The sequence below is a fragment of the Actinoplanes sp. NPDC026619 genome (genome assembly GCF_040638295.1).
Taxonomy (GTDB): domain Bacteria; phylum Actinomycetota; class Actinomycetes; order Mycobacteriales; family Micromonosporaceae; genus Actinoplanes.
In genome coordinates this window covers 129995-146620 of sequence record NZ_JBEZYA010000017.1, presented here as the reverse complement: position 1 = coordinate 146620, position 16626 = coordinate 129995, and the positions used below count along the sequence as shown (strand labels likewise).

Genomic DNA, 16626 nt, shown 5'->3' with positions numbered 1-16626 from the left:
TCGTTTCAAGAAAATCAGAGGGCCGGCGGCGTGAGGGTCCCGACCGCGGACTCGAGCGCCGCCCCCACCCGGTACATCCGGTCGTCGGCCATGGTCGGCGCCATGATCTGGAAGCCGACCGGCAGCCCCTCGGACAGCCCGCACGGCACCGAGATCGCCGGACCGCCGTAAAGGTTGGTCGGGATCGTGAACAGGTCGGCCAGGTACATCTGGTACGGGTCCGAGGTGCGCGACCCGAACGGGAAGGCCACGAACGGCGTGGTCGGCGAGACCAGCACGTCGACCTGCTCGAACGCCTTCTGGAAGTCCCGCGTGATCAGCGTGCGGACCTTCTGCGCCTGACCGTAGTAGGCGTCGTAGTAGCCGCTGGACAACGCGTACGTCCCGAGAATGATGCGCCGCTTGACCTCCGGGCCGAAGCCGGCGTCGCGGGTGAGCGACATGACCTCCTCGAGCGACCGGTTGCCGTCGTCGCCGACCCGCAGGCCGTAGCGGACGCCGTCGAAGCGGGCCAGGTTGGAGGAGCACTCACTCGGTGCGATCAAGTAGTAGGCCGGCAGGGCGTACTGGAAGTTCGGGCAGGACACCTCGACCACCTCGGCGCCCAGCTTGACCAGCGCCTCGAGCGACTCGCGGAAGGCCGCGGCCACACCGGGCTCGGAGCCGTCACCGGCGAACTCCTTGACCAGGCCGAGCTTCACGCCCGTCAGGTCGCCGCTCGCGCCCCGCCGCGCGGCCGCCACCACGTCGGGCACCGGCTGCGGGATCGAGGTCGAGTCGCGCACGTCGTGGCCGGCGATCACCGAGTGCAGCAGCGCGGTGTCCTCGACGTTGCGAGCACACGGGCCCGGGGTGTCGAGCGACGACGAGAACGCGATCAGGCCGTACCGGGAGGTGCCGCCGTAGGTCGGCTTGGCCCCGACCGTGCCGGTGACCGCGCCGGGCTGCCGGATCGACCCGCCGGTGTCGGTGCCGATGGCCAGCGGCGCCTCGTAGGCCGCCAGCGCCGCCGCCGACCCACCGCCGGAGCCGCCCGGGATGCGCCCGAGGTCCCACGGGTTGTTGGTCGCGCCGTAAGCCGAGTATTCGGTCGACGACCCCATGGCGAACTCGTCCATGTTGGTCTTGCCGAGCATCACCGTGCCGGCCGCCTGCAGCCGCTCCACGATCGTCGCGTTGTAGGGCGGCCGCCACCCCTCGAGGATCTTGGAGGCGGCGGTCGTCGGCACACCCTTGGTGGCGATCACGTCCTTGACCGCAACCGGCACGCCGGCCAGCGGCCCGGTGACCTCGCCCCGGTCGACGCGTGCTGCGGCGGCCAGCGCCCCCTCGGCGTCGACGTGCAGGAACGCGTGCACGCGCTCGTCGACGGCCGCGATCCGATCGAGGTGAGCCTGCGCCACCTCAACCGCGGAAACTTCCTTCGAAGCGATCTTGCCGGCCAGCTCGACCGCCGACATCCTGGTCAGGTCGGACATCGTCACGCCTCCTCGTCCAGGATCCGCGGCACCCGGAAGCGACCCTCGAACGCATCGGGCGCGCCGGAGAGCGCCTCGTCCTGCGTGAGGGACGGTTGCGGAACGTCATCGCGGTAAACGTTGGTCAGCGGCACGGAGTGCGAGGTGGGCGGAATGTCATCCGCGGCCACCTCGCCGACCCGCGCGACCGACTGCAGGATCACGTCGAGCTGCCCCGCAAACTGATCCAGTTCCTGCTCGGTCACGGCGAGCCGCGACAGGCGCGCGAGGTGCGCAACCTCTTCGCGGGAGATGGCGGCCATCATGCCCCTACTTTCTCGAGTCCGAAGCTGACCGAGCGAGTCTATTTCGCCCGCCAACCGAGCCTCCCGCCGGGACGACATCACTGCCAAGATCAAGATCTGCATGTCGTGCCTGGGTGGTGGGTACGGACCGTCACTCCCGTCGGGACCCGGGCGGGCCGAGCTGGCCGCTGACGCGTCCAAACCACTCGCCCCACCCGGGCGACCTGCGTAAGTGGCCTTGTCACGGCGCGGAGCTGGGGATGGCAAGCGGGGGTGGGCCGGGGCGCAGGGGCCGGTAGCGGGACAGCCAGGTGGCCAGGTCGGCCGGGGGCATCGGGCGGGCGTGGAACCAGCCCTGCGCGGCGTGGCAGCCGGCCGCCGCGAGCATGCGCCAGGTGCGTTCATCCTCGACGCCCTCGGCGACCGCGCGCAGGCCCAGCGCCTCGGCCAGGTCGATCACCGAGCGGACGATCGCGGCGTCGCCCCGGTCGCCGGCCATGCCGAGCACGAACGAGCGGTCGATCTTCACCTCGGCCAGCGGCAGCCGGCGCAGATGCTGCAGGGACGAATAGCCGGTGCCGAAGTCGTCGAGCGAGATGGCCACCCCCATCCGGTCCAGGCGGGTGATCGTGTTGAGAACCCGGTGCGGGTCGGCCATCAGGGCGCTCTCGGTGATCTCGAGCTGCAGCAGGTCGGCCGGCACGTCGTACTCGCGCAGCAGCTCGTCCACCCGGTCGGCGATGCCGCCGGCGTGCAGGTCGCGGGCGCTGACGTTGACCGCGGCGCGCAGCGGCGTGCCGGCGTCGCGCCACGCGGCCAGCTGCGCCACCACGTCGTGCAGCACCCGCCCGGTCAGCAGGCGCATCACCGGCGTGGGCTCGGCCACCCGGATCAGCTCCTCCGGGCCGACCATCCCGCGCTCGGGGTGCTGCCAGCGCAGCAGGGCCTCCACCCCGACCACCTCGCCGGTCGCGATGGCGATCTGCGGCTGATAGAACAGCATGATCCCGTCGTCGGGCGCGTCCTCCCGGAGCGCGCGGCGCAGGTCGGCCAGCAGAGTGAGGCGGTCCGGCGAGTGGTGGGCAGCGTCCGGCCCGTAGACCGCCACCTGGTCCCCGCGCTGCTTGGCGTCGTACATGGCCACCTCGGCCTCACGCAGCAGCGTGGCGCAGTCGGCGTCGGGCTCGCCCTCCAGAGCGATGCCGATCGAGGCGGTTACGTCCACCGGCAGGCCGTCCATCGCGAACGGCCGGTTCAACGCCTCGGCCAGGTGATAGGCGATCCGCCGGGCCTCGGGCACGCCGTCGACCCGGTTGGCGAGCACCGCGAACTCGTCCCCGCCGAGCCGCACCACCAGGTCGTGGGCCGGCACCACGTCGGAGAGCCGCCGCCCCACCTCGACGAGCAGCTGGTCACCGACCCGATGCCCGAGCGCGTCGTTGACGGCCCGGAACCGGTCGAGGTCGAGCAGAAGCAGCGCCCGCTCCCGCCCACCCTCACCGACCGACGACTGCAGGGCCCGCCGGTTCGGCAGCCCGGTGAGCGCGTCCACCCGGGCGGCCCGCTCCGACTCCCCCGCCGACCGCACCATCCGGTGCACCGCGTGCAGCGCCAGCAAAACGAGCGGCACAAACGCCAGCCCCACCTGAGCGGTAGCCAGCACCACCGGCCCGAGCAGCAGCAACGCCGCCGTGGCCAGCACCTCGACCCCCTGCTTCCGAGCCCGCCGGCGCCGCCGATGCGACCCGGCCCGGGCAACGAGCGCGGCCAGCCCGTACCGAGCAAGAATCCAGGCCGCCGCAGCCGCCACGGTGAGCAGCGCGTCATCCCAGTCCGGGCGCGGCCCGATGTGCAGCGAGACCACCGCCGCAACCGCCGCCGCCGCACCGGTAGCAACGGCATGCTGCAAAGCAAGATGCACCGTGCGCCGCACCGGCTGCCGCATCCGCAGCCCCGCCACGGCCACCGCACCCAGCTGCACCGCCAGCGCCGGCACAAACCCCCAGGCCAGAGCAATGGCAAAGGTAAAACAGATGGACGGCAGGATCACCGAGCTCGCCCGCCGATCAGCCACCACATAGGGCCGGGCATCAACGACCACGGCCAACCCGGCCATCAGCCAGTACGCCCCCGGCAGCGCCGCAAACGTCCCGACCCCGCAGACCCACAGCACTAGATCGGCCAGCACAGCCAGCCCAACGGTCACCAGAACGGCCCGCCGCCGCCCAGCCGCACCCCGCCCGCTCTCCGGCTCATCGCGACCACTGTCGGAACGCCCCTCGGCACGATCGCCCCGGACGCGGCCGCCCTCGGCGCCACCGCCCCCCACGCGACCGCCCACCCTGCGACGGCGTGCGGCGTCCATGCGACCTCCACAATGGCGGGATCAACCGATGGTTTTCACCATAGATCCGCATTGTCCGCAAGCCGCGAAACAGCTAGGGCGTTATCAAATCGGCATAAGCCTTCAAACGCTCATTCTCTAAAAATTACCTCTCCCGAGTGACAACCCGATCGGCCTCGGCTCAGCCTTCGGCGGTCGGCTCGGGTGCCATCTCGGCGATCGCCCGGGCGGCCTCGGGGCCGTCGGTGAGCAGGACGGCGAAGCCCTGCTCGTCGAGGACCGGAACCTTCAGCTGCAGGGCCTTGTCGTATTTGCTGCCCGGGTTGTCGCCCACCACGACGAACGCGGTCTTCTTCGAGACCGAGCCACTCACTTTGCCGCCTCGCGACGTCACCGCCTCGGTGGCCTGATCGCGGGAGTGCGTCGACAGCGTCCCGGTGACCACGAGAGTCATCCCCTCGAGCGGGCGCGGACCGGTGTCGACCCGCTCGTCGGCCATGCGCACGCCGGCCTCACGCCACTTGCGGACGATGTCACGGTGCCAGTCGACGCCGAACCACTCACGCAGGCTCTCGGCGATCGTCGGACCGACGCCCTCCACCGATGACAGCGGGTCAGGCTCGGCCTTCGGCTTACGCTTGGCGCCCGCCTTCCCGGACGATTCGCCGGCAGCGCCCTCCGCCGCCCCATCCGCAGCAACCACCGCCTCCGCTGTCTCCGCCGCCGAGGAGCCGGCTACGGCGCCCGCCGGGGAAACGGCCGCGGCGTCAGCAGGCGACTCCTCGGAGGCGGCGGGGGCCGAAGCCGCCGGTTCGTCGGCGGCGGGCTCCGCGAGCGGAGGCTTGGTCTGGACGATCTGCTCGATTGCCTCCATTGAGCCGAACTCGCGCGCCAGCGCCTGCGCCGCCGTCGGGCCCACGTGCCGGATGGACAGGGCCACCAGCACTCGCCACAGCGGCTGCTGCTTGGCCTTCTCCAGGTTTTCCAGCAGGCGCACGGCGTTGCTGCCGAGGCTGCCGTCCTGGTTGACGAAGAACGGGGACTGGCGCAACTGCTCCTCGGTCAGCGCGAACAGATCGCCCTCGTCACCGATCACGTGCGAGTCGAGCAGGGCCTGGCCGGCCTTGTAGCCGAGCACCTCGATGTCGAACCCGCCCCGGCCGGCCAGGTGGAACACCCGCTCGCGCAACTGCGACGGGCAGGACCGGGTGTTGGGACAGCGGATGTCGATGTCGCTCTCCTTGGCCGGCGCGAGTGTCGTGCCGCAGGAGGGACAGTCGGTCGGCATCACGAAGGCGCGGGCGTCGTCGGGGCGCAGGTCGATGACCGGACCGAGCACCTCGGGGATCACGTCGCCGGCCTTGCGCAGCACGATCGTGTCGCCGATCAGCACGCCCTTGCGCTCCACCTCGCGCGCGTTGTGCAGGGTGGCCTGGGCGACCGTGGAGCCGGCCACCTTGACCGGCTCGAGGATCGCGAACGGGGTGACCCGGCCGGTGCGCCCGACGTTGACCGCGATGTCGAGCAGCTTGGTGGTGACTTCCTCGGGTGGGTATTTGAAGGCGATCGCCCAGCGCGGCGCCCGCGAGGTCGAGCCGAGCCGGCCCTGGATCGACACCGAGTCGATCTTGACCACGACGCCGTCGATCTCGTGCTCGACGTCGTGCCGGTGCTCGCCGTAGTAGGCGACGTAATCCCGCACGCCGGCCAGGTCGTCGACCAGTTTCCACCGGTCGCTGGTGGGCAGGCCCCACTCCTTCAGCGCTTCGTAGGCGTGCGACTGGGACGTCGGGGTGAAGCCGACCCGGGCGCCGATGCCGTGCACCACCATGCGCAGGCCGCGCGACGCCGTGATGCGCGGGTCTTTCTGCCGGAGGCTGCCGGCGGCGGCGTTGCGCGGGTTGGCGAACGGCGCCTTGCCCTGCTCGACAAGCGACGCGTTGAGGTCGGCGAACGCGGACACCGGGAAGTAGATCTCGCCGCGCACCTCGAGCAGGTCGGGCGGGTTGTCACCGGCGAGCCGCTCGGGGATCTCGCGGATGGTGCGCACGTTGGACGTGACGTCCTCACCCGTGCGCCCGTCGCCCCGAGTCGCGCCGCGGACCAGCTTGCCCTTCTCGTAGGTCAGGTTGATCGCCAGACCGTCGACCTTGAGCTCGCAGATGAACGGGGTCGGACCGCCGGCGTCGCGGATCGTGCGCTCGGTCCACGCGGCCAGCTCGTCGGTGTCGAAGACGTTGTCGAGCGACAGCATGCGCTCGGCGTGCTCGACCGGGGTGAACAGCGTGGAGAAGGTGCCGCCGACATTTTGTGTGGGTGAGTCGGGGGTGCGCAGCGCCGGGAACTCCTCCTCCAGCGCAGAGAGCTCCCGCAGCATCTTGTCGAAATCGGCGTCGGAGATGGTCGGCGAGTCGAGCACGTAATACCGGTATTGGTGCCCGCGGAGCTCCTCGGCCAGCTCGGCATGGCGCCCACTGGCCTCGGACGTCGGGTCCTTGCCGGCGGCGGCCTCCTGCTCAGCAGTGGGAGCCACCACCTCGACGTCGTCCTGCTTCTCGGCCACCGCAACCTCCGTAACTCTTTGAGCTAGGAGGAACGGTAGTCGCCGGGTACGACAATTTCGCGGGGCGCGTCAGGCCTCGGCGAGCCGCCGCCCGGCTTCCCGGCAGGCGGTCAGCGCGGCCCGGACGTACGCCGGAGAGGCCCCCGCCAGACCGCACGCCGGAGTGATCACCGCCTGCTCCGGCAGCCGCGCCGCCGGGAACCCGAGCCGGGACCAGAGGTTGCGCACCCGCTCGGCCACCTGCTTGCCGTCCGGCGACGGCCCGGAGGTCGGCGCCGCGCCGACGAAGAGGCCGAGACCGGCCTCGATCGCCTCACCCAGCGGATCAAGATCTTTCAGCAGCGACAGGTCGAACGCGACGGCCGCGGCCTGCGCATCCCGAAAAACCTGCAACGGTACGGCGGGAGCGCAGCAATGCGCCACGACCGGCACACCCACCTGCTCGACGATCGTCCGCAGCGCGGTGGCCGCGGCCGGCCCGTCGACCGCCGGATAGGCCCCGAGGCCGCTCTCGGTGCGCACGTGCCCGGCCAGCACCGTGGGCAGCGACGGCTCGTCGAGCTGCAGCAGCACGGTCGCGCGCGGCAGCCGTTTACGCACGTCCTCCACGTGCCGGCGCAACCCCTCGGCCAGCGAGTCGGTGAGGTCGCGCACCGCACCCGGATCGCGCAACACCCGCCCGCCGATCAGCAGGTCGATGCCGGCCGCGAGGGTCCACGGCCCGGCCGCCTGCACCTTGAACGTGCCGGCGAACCCGTCGCCCGCCTCGGTCATCTGGTCCAGGTCGCGTTCAAGCAGGTCGGTGGTGCGGCGCAGGTCTTTTCCGGGCCGTGGCGCCATCTGCCAGCGCCCGGCGTAGAGCTGCACCGGCATCTCCACCAGGAGCCCGGCGGTGCGGCCGATGATGTCGGCGCCCGGCCCGCGGTCCGGCAGCTCGGGCAGGTGAGGCAGGTCGGGCAGCTCGCCGAGGACGAGGCGTTGCGCCTCGACGACGTCGGTGCCCGGAAGAGACCCGATCCCGGTGGCCGCCCCGGTCGGCCAGGGAAAGTCAGGCACGTGCCGCACCGCCAGAGGTCTGCAGGTCGGCCGATAGGGAACCGGCCGTGATGGTCGCCGAGCCGAGCACGATGTCACCGGCGGGGTCGCGCCGATAGGCGACGATCGCCTGGCCGGCCGCCACCCCCCGGGCCGTCTCGTGCAGCCGGGCGGTCAGCGTGCCGCCTTCCACCACCACCGAGGCGGGCACGACCTCGCCGTGCGCACGCAGCTGCACCTCGCACTCGAGCGGCGTGGCCGAACCGTGCCAGATCACCCGGCTCGCGGTGACCGTGTCGACGGCCAGTTCCTCGCGCGACCCGACGGTGACGGTGTTGGTCTTCGGCGTGATCGACAGCACGTATCGCGGCCGGCCGTCGGGCGCGGGCACCCGCAGGTCGAGGCCCTTGCGCTGGCCGATCGTGTAGGCGAACGCGCCGTTGTGGGTGCCCAGCTTCTCACCCGTACGCGAATCGACGATGTCACCCGGCGCCGAGCCCAGCTTGCGCTCCAGAAAGCCCTTGGTGTCGCCGTCGGCGATGAAGCAGATGTCGTGCGAGTCGGGCTTGTCGGCCACCGCGAGGCCGCGCTCGGCCGCCTCTTCCCGCACCCGGGCCTTGGTCGAGTCGCCGAGCGGGAAGACCGAGCGGTCGAGCTGCTCGCGGGTCAGCACCGCCAGCACGTAGGACTGGTCCTTCGGCATATCCACGCTGCGGCGCAGCAGGCCGTCGGCGCCGAGGCGGGCGTGGTGGCCGGTGACGACCGCGTCGAAGCCGAGCGCCACCGCCCGGTCCAGCACGGCCGCGAACTTGATCTTCTCGTTGCAGCGCAGGCAGGGGTTGGGGGTGCGGCCGGCGGCATATTCCGCGACGAAGTCGTCGACGACGTTCTCGTGGAACTGGTCGGCCATGTCCCAGACGTAGAACGGGATGCCGATCACGTCCGCGGCACGCCGGGCGTCGCGGGAGTCTTCCAGCGTGCAGCAGCCCCGCGCGCCAGTTCGGTAGGTCTGGGGGTTACGCGCCAGCGCAAGGTGCACCCCGGTGACGTCGTGGCCGGCGTCGTGGGCGCGCGCGGCGGCGACAGCGGAATCGACACCGCCGGACATGGCCGCAAGAACTCGCATGCCGCAAGCCTACTAGCGCGGCGTCTTCCAGGCGGTCGCGCGTCGGGCGCGTTCGACGGCGCCGGGGAGCGCGGTCAGCAGTTCGTCGACATCGGCGGTGGCGCTGGTGTGGCCGAGGGTGAAGCGGAGCGAGGATCGAGCACGGTCGTCGTCGGCGCCCATCGCGATCAGCACGTGGCTGGGCTGGGCCACGCCGGCCGAACAGGCCGACCCGGTCGAGCAGGCGATGCCCTGGGCGTCGAGGAGGAGCAGCAGGGCGTCGCCCTCGCAGCCGGGGAAGCTGAAATGCGCGTTGCCGGCGAGACGGTCCGTCGGATCGCCGTTGAGGATGGCGTCGGGGACCACGGCCCGGACCCGGGTCACGAGGTCGTCTCGCAGGGCGCCGACCCGGGTGGCGTACTCCTGCTGGGATTTGACGGTGGTCTCGACGGCGACCGCGAAGGCGGCCACGCCGGCGGTGTCCAGGGTGCCGGAGCGGACGTCGCGTTCCTGGCCGCCGCCGTGCAGCAGCGGGGTGCAGGCGACGTCCCGGCCGAGCAGGAGAGCGCCGACGCCGACCGGGCCGCCCAGCTTGTGGCCGGTGATCGTCATCGCGGCCGCGCCGCTCGCGGCGAAGTCCACCGGGACCTGGCCGACCGCCTGCACGGCGTCGGTGTGGAACGGGATGCCGGCCTCGGCGGCCAGGTGGGCCAGGGCGGGGATCGGCTGGATGGTGCCGATCTCGTTGTTCGCCCACTGAACGCTGATCACCGCGATCTCGTCCCGGTAGCGGGTGATCAGTTCTTCCAGGTCGGCCAGGATGACCCGGCCCTGCTGGTCGACCGGCAGCAGATTGACCGCGGCGCCCTCGTGGGTGTTGAGCCAGTCCACGGCGTCGAGGACGGCGTGGTGCTCGACCGCCGAGGCGATCACCCTGGTGCGGTTGAGGGAGGCGGTCCGCTGGGACCAGAAGATGCCCTTGGTCGCCAGGTTGTCGCTCTCGGTGCCGCCGCTGGTGAAGATCACCTCGGACGGGCGGGCGTTCAGAACCGCGGCGATGCGCTCGCGCGACTCTTCCACCAGGCGGCGGGCACAACGGCCGGCCGCGTGCAGCGAAGACGGGTTACCGACCGAGCGGGAAGCGGAGACGTATGCCTCCAGCGCTTCCTCGAGCATCGGGGTGGTCGCCGCGTGATCCAGATAGGCCATCAGTCGCCAAGCTTATGCCTAGCGTGGGTGCACGACCGGAGTGTGGTTGCGCACCCATCGCCAGCCGGAGGCCTTACTTGCGCTTGCGGATCTCGTCGGCGGCCTGGGGCACGACCTTGAACAGGTCGCCCACCACGCCGTAGTCGGCCAGCTCGAAGATCGGGGCCTCGGGGTCCTTGTTGACCGCGACGATCGTCTTGCTGGTCTGCATGCCGGCCCGGTGCTGAATCGCGCCGGAGATGCCGAGAGCCACGTAGAGCTGCGGCGACACCGTCTTGCCGGTCTGGCCCACCTGGAACTGGTGGGGGTAGAAGCCGGAGTCGACCGCGGCCCGGGAGGCGCCCACGGCGCCGCCGAGCAGGTCGGCGAGCTCCTCGACCAGCTTGAAGTTGTCGGCGCTGGCCACCCCGCGGCCGCCGGACACCACGATCGAGGCCTCGGTGAGCTCGGGGCGGGAGCCCTTCTTCTCGGCCACCCGCTCGACCACCTTGGTGAGCTTGTCGGCGTCGCTCACGTTCACCGGGAGCTGCTCGACCGTGCCCGCCGCCGGGGCGGGTTCAGGGGTGGTGGAGTTCGGGCGGATCGTCACGATCGGCAGACCGCGCGTGACCTTGGACTTCACGATCGCGCTGCCGGCGAAGATGCCCTGCGTGGCGGCGCCGTCGGCGTCCAGCGCCACGGCGTCGATCAGCAGGCCGTTGTCCAGCTTGACCGCGAGGCGGCCGGCGATCTCCTTGCCCTCCTGGGTCGAGGCCAGCAGGACCGCGGCCGGCTGGACGCTCCTGACCAGCTCGGCGACGACGGTGGCCTTGGGGGCGACCAGGTAGCCGTCCACCTCGTCACCCTCGCCGGCGTAGACCTTCTCCGCGCCGTACTCGGCAAGTTTGTCCTTGAAAGCATCGGCGGCGCCCGCGCCGCCCAGCACCACGGCGCTGGGCGTGCCCAGCGTGCGGGCGATGGTCAGCATCTCGAGCGTGACCTTCTTGACCCCGGCGGATGCGGAGGCCTCTACAACGACCAGAACTTCAGCCACGACAGCCTCCTCAGACGAACTTCTCGGTGACCAGGTACGACACGAGCTGTGAGCCGCCGTCGCCCTCGTCGGTGACCTTCGTGCCGGCGCTGCGCGGCGGGCGCTTGGCGAACTCCAGCACCTGGCTGGTCGCGCCGGCCGTGCCGACCTCGTCCGCGCTCACGCCCAGGTCGGCCAGCGACAGGGTCTGCACCGGCTTCTTCTTGGCGGCCATGATGCCCTTGAAGGATGGGTAGCGCGGCTCGTTGATGGTGTCCCAGACACTCACCACGGCGGGCGTGGCGGCGGTGACCACCTCGTAGCCCTCGTCGGTCTGGCGCTCGGCCGTCAGCTGGGAGCCCTCGACGGTGAGCTTGCGGGCGCCGGTCAGCGCCGCGATGCCGAGCCGCTCGGCCAGCATGTGCGGCATGACCTGCACGCGACCGTCGGTGCTCTCCGCACCGGCGATGATCAGGTCAGCGTTCAGCGTGCTCAGCGCGGCCGCCAGGACCTTGCTGGTCGCCACGGCGCAGGAGCCGTGCAGGGCGTCGTCGGTCACGTGGACCGCCTTGTCGGGGCCCATCGAGAGCGCCTTACGGATGGACTCGGTGGCACCGGCGGGACCCATGGTCAGCACCGTGACCTCGCCGCCGTGAGCCTCTTTGATCTTCAACGCCTCTTCGATGGCGTACTCGTCCATCTCGTTGATCACGTTGCTCGCCGAGGCACGATCGACCGTGTTGTCGCTCGCCAACTCACGCGAAGCACCGGAGTCGGGCACCTGCTTCACCAAAACGACGATGTTCATCGCGCTCCTACGACCCTCCTGTTTATGAACGCACCGTTGCGATCGGACACCTGCTGGAAGGTTACCCGCCAGTAGCTTAGACGTGACAGCCACCCAGAGTGACACACCTCACCATGATGGGCTGAGGAGGTGTCGCGATATGTCCGGCCAAATCGCTCCACTACTCGACGGGTTTCGCCCGCCCGTCCCCCACTCTGTACCACGGCCACTCGGCCCCGCGATGCAGTCCCATGGTCGAACCGGCCCGGACTCGCCGTGGTGCCGCTGCGGACGCACCCGTGAATCGTGCGTCAGTGACGAAGTCCGCAGTCTCTGGATGAGCCTTCTTGACCGATCCGGTCAATAATCAACCGGTGCTCGGTGGCTTGCGGCAGTGGTTCGATCCGGAGAAGCAACCCACCGTCGGCCGCACCCCGGATTACCGGTTCTCGCTGGCCAACGAGCGCACGTTCCTGGCCTGGATCCGCACCGGCCTCGCGCTGATCGCCGGCGGCCTGGCCTGCGCGCAGTTCCTGCCGCCGCTGCCGGTCGCGTACCTGCGCGAGGTGATCGCGATCGCCCTGCTGCTGCTCGGCGGGATGGTGGCGCTGCGCGCGGTCGACCACTGGGCGCGCACCGAGCGGGCCATGCGGCTGGGCCGGGAGCTGCCGGGCTCGAAGTTCCCCGCGATCCTCGCCATCGTGGTCGCGGCCGGCGCGCTGCTTCTGGTCGTCGCGGTTGTGATCAAGGCGGTCGAGTGAGTCCCGACCCGGGCGCCTCGGCCGAACGCACCCGGATGGCGTGGCGGCGCACCGGCCTCTCCGCCACCGCGGTCGGGCTGCTCGCCGCCCGCCCCGCCTTCCGGCCCGACGCCGGCGTGCCGGCCTGGCTGGTGGCGGCCACGGCCATGTTCGGCTGGGTGGCCCTGATCGCGCTCGCCTACCGCCGCTCGTACGCCCTGGGCCGGACTCCACCGCAGCCGGCCCGCCGTGCCGTGCCCGTCTATGCGCTGATCACCGCGGCCCTGGCCGCGCTCGGCGGGTTAGTTGTCATGCTCTGACGTCGCCGGAAGGCCGCCGCCGAGTCATCATTGGCTCATGGTGCGGGTGTTCATCTTCCTGGCTGCTCTGCAGCTGATCCTTTTTGTGCTGGCGTTGATCAGCGCGCTGTCCGTCGAGCGTGTGCGCAACGCGCCGCGCGCCCTCTGGGTGCTCATCATCATCCTGATCCCGCTGCTCGGCCCGCTCGCCTACTTCCTGTGGGGCCGCCCGGTCGCCGCACCCCGGGAGGGCGGGCCGCCCGCCCATCGCGGCAGCTCGCGCCCGTCCTCACCGGACGACGATCCCGACTTCCTGCGCAAGATGAACTCGGAACAGTCCCGCCGCGACCGCGAGGCCCTCGATCGGTGGGAGCGGGAGTTCAAGAAGAACGGCGACGACGAGAAATAACTAAGCGAGGTTGGAGCTGCGAGGATAGGCATCGGCCGGGTCGGTCAGCACGTTTACCAGGTACGGAACACCCGCGTCGAAGGCACGTGCCAGGGCCGGCGCCAGGTCGGCGGACTTCTCGACCGTCTCCCCCGCACCGCCGAGGGCGCGCACCACGTCGTCGTAACGCAGGCCGGGCTGCAGGTCGGCGGCCACGTCGTAGCCGTACATCGCGTTCATCGGGTGCTTCTCCAGGCCCCAGATGCCGTTGTTGCCGACCACCATCACGACCGGAAGCTTCTGCCGCACCAGCGACTCGGCGTCCATCAGCGAGAAACCGGCCGCGCCGTCGCCGAGCAGCACGCAGATCTGCCGGTCGGGATAGGTCACCCGGGCCCCCATCGCATAACCCATGCCGGTGCCGAGGCATCCGTACGGGCCGGGGTCGAGCCAGGTGCCGGGCTGGGCCGGTTCGAGGTAGCGGCCGGCGTAGGAGACGAAGTCGCCGCCGTCACCGATGGTGACCGCGTCCTCGGCCAGGATCTTGCGCAGCTCGCCGTAGACGCGGGCCGGCTTGATCGGGTCGGTCTCGGCCGCCATCGCCTCGGCGTCGCGGGCCTTGCCGGCATCCTCGGCGGCGCGCAGGCCCTCGATCCACTCGGCATGATCGCCGCCGGAACCCGCCAGCGCGGCCAGGATCCGCCGCAGGTCACCGGCGGGCGAGACGACCGGGGTGACGTGCGTGGCCCGCTGCGTCGGCGCGTCCACGATGTGGATGACCTGGGCCTCGCCGAACTCGCCGAAGCCGAGCCGGAAGTCGAGCGGCGTGCCGATCACGCAGACCACGTCGGCCTCGTTGAGCGCGGCCCGCCGGGCTTTCGCGAATGCGAGCGGGTGCGACGGCGGCAACGCGCCCCGGCCCATGCCGTTGGTGAAGACCGGCACCTGCAACGCCTCGGCCGCGGCCCGCAGCTCGCCGACCGCGCCACCGCCCCAGACGTCCGAGCCCGCGATGATCACCGGGCGCTGGGCGCCGGCCAGCAGCGTCGCGGCCCGCTGCACCTCGTCAGGATCGGCCTCGAGCACCGGCACCGCCGGCTCGCCGGGCGCGGCCGCCTCGCCGGAGGAGAAGACCACCTCGAGCGGCAGGTCGAGGAAGGCCGGCCCGCGGTGCGGGGTGAGCGCCGCGGTGAGCGCCGCCCGGATCTCGCCGGGGATGTTGTCGGTGCCGGTGACCGTGCCCGCGTATTTCGTCACCGGGGCGACCAGCGGCACGTGGTCGAACTCCTGCAGGCTGCCCGAGCCCCAGCGGAACTGCGGCGCCCGACCTCCGAGCACGAGCACCGGCGAGGCGTTGAAGAACGCGCTGGTCAGACCGGAGATGCCGTTGGTCACGCCGGGGCCGGCGGTGAGCACCGCGAGGCCCGGCCGGCGCTGCAGCTTGGCGACGGCCTCAGCCGCGAAAACGGCGGACTGCTCATGGCGTACGTCATAGATCGGGAAGTTGCCCTTATGCGCCGCGTCGTAGAGCGGGAAGACGTGCCCGCCGGAGAGGGTGAACATCTCCCGCACCCCGAACGCCCGCAGCGCCGCCAGCGCCAGATCGCCGCCATGCCCCTCGATCACTTCAGCCATGGATGAAACCTACTCACTCCCGGATCCCGGCATAGCGAAGGATGTCCTTCACGACGTTGACGGCGTCCTGCTCGATCGATTCGCCGTTTCCGTAGCCGTAGGCCAGCACCAGCGCGGCCAGCGGCACCGCGATCATCACGGCGAAACTGAACAGCAGTTGCAGGAAGCGCACGAAGCGACCACGGCGGCGTTTCCGGCGCTGCTTCGGCGGCTCGGCTTTCGAGGGCTTGGCCTTGGCGACCCGGGCCGGCGGCGCCATCGGGGTCACCGGCTGCGAACGCGTCACCTTCGCGCGCGGCGCTGCCTGCGGCGGCGGAGAAACGGGCCGGGCCGGGGCCATCGCGGCCGACATCGGCCGGCTTCCGCTCGGCGTCGGATCAGGCGGCGGCGGTTGTACGCGTGGCAGCCTCTCGAATTTCGGGGTCGCGACCGTGGCCTGCGGGTCGGGGATCCAGTGCCCGTGATCGGCATCGGGCCACGGATCGACCGGCGGTTGCAGCCCCGTGGTGCCCGGGATGTGCGCCGCGACGATGCTGCGCGGCACCGGCACGGTCTCGTTCTCGTCCGGGCCACCGCGCTCCTCGGCGCTCTCGGCGGCGCCGTTCTCCGCCCGGCGGGTCGACACCAGCCGCAGCTCGGCCGTCGGCCCCGGCGCGGCCGCCCCGGTGGTCAGCAGGGCGGCGTCGGCCAGGATGCTGCCCTCGGCCACCACCAGCTCGGGCTGCTCGATGACCACCGGCGCCTCGCCGAGCTCACGGTGCAGCAGGGTGGCGACCAGCGGAATCCGGCTGGCCCCGCCGACCAGGAAGACCCCGGCCAGCCGGCCCTCGGGCAGGTCGGCCCAGCGGAGCAGTCCCTGGGTGATGCGAACCGTCTGGTCGAGCACCGGGCGGGCGAGTTTCTCCAGCTCGTCACGGGTCAGGTGCACCTCGGTGTCGAGCAGCGGCACCATGAAGTCGGCCGACTGGGTGCGCGACAGCCGCTCCTTGGCGATCCGCACGTCGTCCCACAGCTGACGGCGGGCGCGGCGCTCCTCGACCGTGGTCGGCTCGAGCAGCCGCTGCCACTCGTCGGTGCGCAGGTGCTCGACGATCGCGGCGTCCACGTCGAGGCCGCCGATGTCGTCCCGGCCGTCGACGGCCATCACCTCGAAGCCGGACGCGGTGCGGGCCACCACGCTGGCGTCGAACGTGCCGGCGCCGAAGTCGTGCACCACCACGACCGAGCCGATCGGCACGTCCCGGCCGAGCACCTCGGCGAAGTAGGTGGCGGCGGCGACCGGTTCGGCGACCAGGCGGGCGCCCTCGAGGCCGGCCCGCGCGGCGGCCTCGGCGAGCAGCGTGCGGCGGGTCGCGCCCCAGGTGGCCGGGCAGGTCAGGGTGACATCGGGCCGCACCGGGCCGACCGCGCGGTGCCACTCCTCGGCGACCCGGGCCAGCACCGCCGCAATCAGGTCGACGACCGGGAACTCCTGGTCGCCGAGCAGGATCTCGCCGTCGTCGATGCGCCGCTTCGGGTTGGGCTCGAAGCGGGCCGGATCGAGGCGGGCGCTGTGCACGGCGTCCCGGCCCACGCTGAGCTCGCCGCCGGGCTCGGCATAGACGGCGGAGGGCAGCAGCGGCGAACCGTCGACCAGGATGGTGCGGGCGCGGCCGTCGGGCCAGCGCGCCACCGCAACGGTGTTCGACGTGCCGAAGTCCACGCCGAGGGCGTGCCGCTTCGGGCCCCCAGGGTCGTTGGCCATGCG

14 protein-coding genes are annotated in these 16626 nt (G+C 71.5%); 3 read left to right on the top strand and 11 right to left on the bottom strand.

Features of this window, described 5'->3' with window-relative positions:
* Positions 1-14: 14 nt before the first annotated feature.
* The 9 genes from gatA to AB0E90_RS32310 all read right to left on the bottom strand — a co-directional run bounded on the left by gatA (position 15) and on the right by AB0E90_RS32310 (position 11838).
* The gene (gene gatA, locus AB0E90_RS32350; protein ID WP_360414707.1) at positions 15-1478 is read right to left on the bottom strand and encodes an Asp-tRNA(Asn)/Glu-tRNA(Gln) amidotransferase subunit GatA; all 1464 of its coding nucleotides are present in this window, start codon (positions 1476-1478) and stop codon (positions 15-17) included.
* A 2-nt stretch (positions 1479-1480) separates the two neighbouring features.
* On the bottom strand, positions 1481-1780 hold the full coding sequence (gene gatC, locus AB0E90_RS32345) for an Asp-tRNA(Asn)/Glu-tRNA(Gln) amidotransferase subunit GatC (RefSeq protein ID WP_360414705.1): 300 nt from the start codon (positions 1778-1780) through the stop codon (positions 1481-1483).
* A 223-nt stretch (positions 1781-2003) separates the two neighbouring features.
* The gene (locus tag AB0E90_RS32340) at positions 2004-3950 is read right to left on the bottom strand and encodes an EAL domain-containing protein (protein ID WP_360414450.1); all 1947 of its coding nucleotides are present in this window, start codon (positions 3948-3950) and stop codon (positions 2004-2006) included.
* 337 nt (positions 3951-4287) lie between these two features.
* Positions 4288-6642 (bottom strand): NAD-dependent DNA ligase LigA, encoded by a 2355-nt coding sequence (gene ligA, locus AB0E90_RS32335; protein WP_360414703.1) that lies wholly within the window; start codon positions 6640-6642, stop codon positions 4288-4290.
* A gap of 96 nt (positions 6643-6738) precedes the next feature.
* The gene (locus AB0E90_RS32330; RefSeq protein ID WP_360414447.1) at positions 6739-7725 is read right to left on the bottom strand and encodes a methionine synthase; all 987 of its coding nucleotides are present in this window, start codon (positions 7723-7725) and stop codon (positions 6739-6741) included.
* Entirely contained in the window at positions 7718-8830 is a 1113-nt protein-coding gene (gene mnmA, locus AB0E90_RS32325; RefSeq protein ID WP_360414444.1) for a tRNA 2-thiouridine(34) synthase MnmA, read from the bottom strand. Before mnmA ends, AB0E90_RS32330 begins: the two co-directional genes overlap by 8 nt.
* Positions 8831-8842: 12 nt before the next feature.
* Complete coding sequence (locus AB0E90_RS32320; protein ID WP_360414441.1) at positions 8843-10018, bottom strand: cysteine desulfurase family protein; 1176 nt, start codon at positions 10016-10018, stop codon at positions 8843-8845.
* A 73-nt stretch (positions 10019-10091) separates the two neighbouring features.
* The gene (locus AB0E90_RS32315; protein ID WP_360414438.1) at positions 10092-11051 is read right to left on the bottom strand and encodes an electron transfer flavoprotein subunit alpha/FixB family protein; all 960 of its coding nucleotides are present in this window, start codon (positions 11049-11051) and stop codon (positions 10092-10094) included.
* Between the two features lie 10 nt (positions 11052-11061).
* Positions 11062-11838: an electron transfer flavoprotein subunit beta/FixA family protein gene (locus AB0E90_RS32310; RefSeq protein ID WP_360414435.1), complete on the bottom strand. Its 777-nt coding sequence runs from the start codon at positions 11836-11838 to the stop codon at positions 11062-11064.
* Between the two features lie 353 nt (positions 11839-12191).
* Here AB0E90_RS32310 and AB0E90_RS32305 point away from each other — a divergent pair, with 353 nt between their 5' ends.
* The 3 genes from AB0E90_RS32305 to AB0E90_RS32295 are packed head-to-tail and all read left to right on the top strand — an operon-like array spanning position 12192 to position 13265.
* A complete protein-coding gene (locus AB0E90_RS32305) occupies positions 12192-12578 on the top strand; it encodes a DUF202 domain-containing protein (RefSeq protein WP_360414701.1) in 387 nt (128 codons plus the stop codon).
* A complete protein-coding gene (locus AB0E90_RS32300; RefSeq protein ID WP_360414432.1) occupies positions 12575-12877 on the top strand; it encodes a DUF202 domain-containing protein in 303 nt (100 codons plus the stop codon). The genes AB0E90_RS32305 and AB0E90_RS32300 overlap by 4 nt, the downstream gene beginning before the upstream one ends.
* 37 nt (positions 12878-12914) lie before the next feature.
* Positions 12915-13265, top strand: coding sequence for a PLDc N-terminal domain-containing protein (locus AB0E90_RS32295; RefSeq protein WP_360414429.1), 351 nt, complete (start codon positions 12915-12917; stop codon positions 13263-13265).
* On the opposite strand, the gene AB0E90_RS32290 is transcribed toward AB0E90_RS32295, so the two are convergent.
* Together AB0E90_RS32290 and AB0E90_RS32285 are read right to left on the bottom strand one after the other, a co-directional pair.
* The gene (locus AB0E90_RS32290; RefSeq protein ID WP_360414426.1) at positions 13266-14879 is read right to left on the bottom strand and encodes an acetolactate synthase; all 1614 of its coding nucleotides are present in this window, start codon (positions 14877-14879) and stop codon (positions 13266-13268) included.
* A gap of 13 nt (positions 14880-14892) precedes the next feature.
* On the bottom strand, positions 14893-16623 hold the full coding sequence (locus AB0E90_RS32285; protein WP_360414423.1) for an Hsp70 family protein: 1731 nt from the start codon (positions 16621-16623) through the stop codon (positions 14893-14895).
* Between the last annotated feature and the right edge of the window lie 3 nt (positions 16624-16626).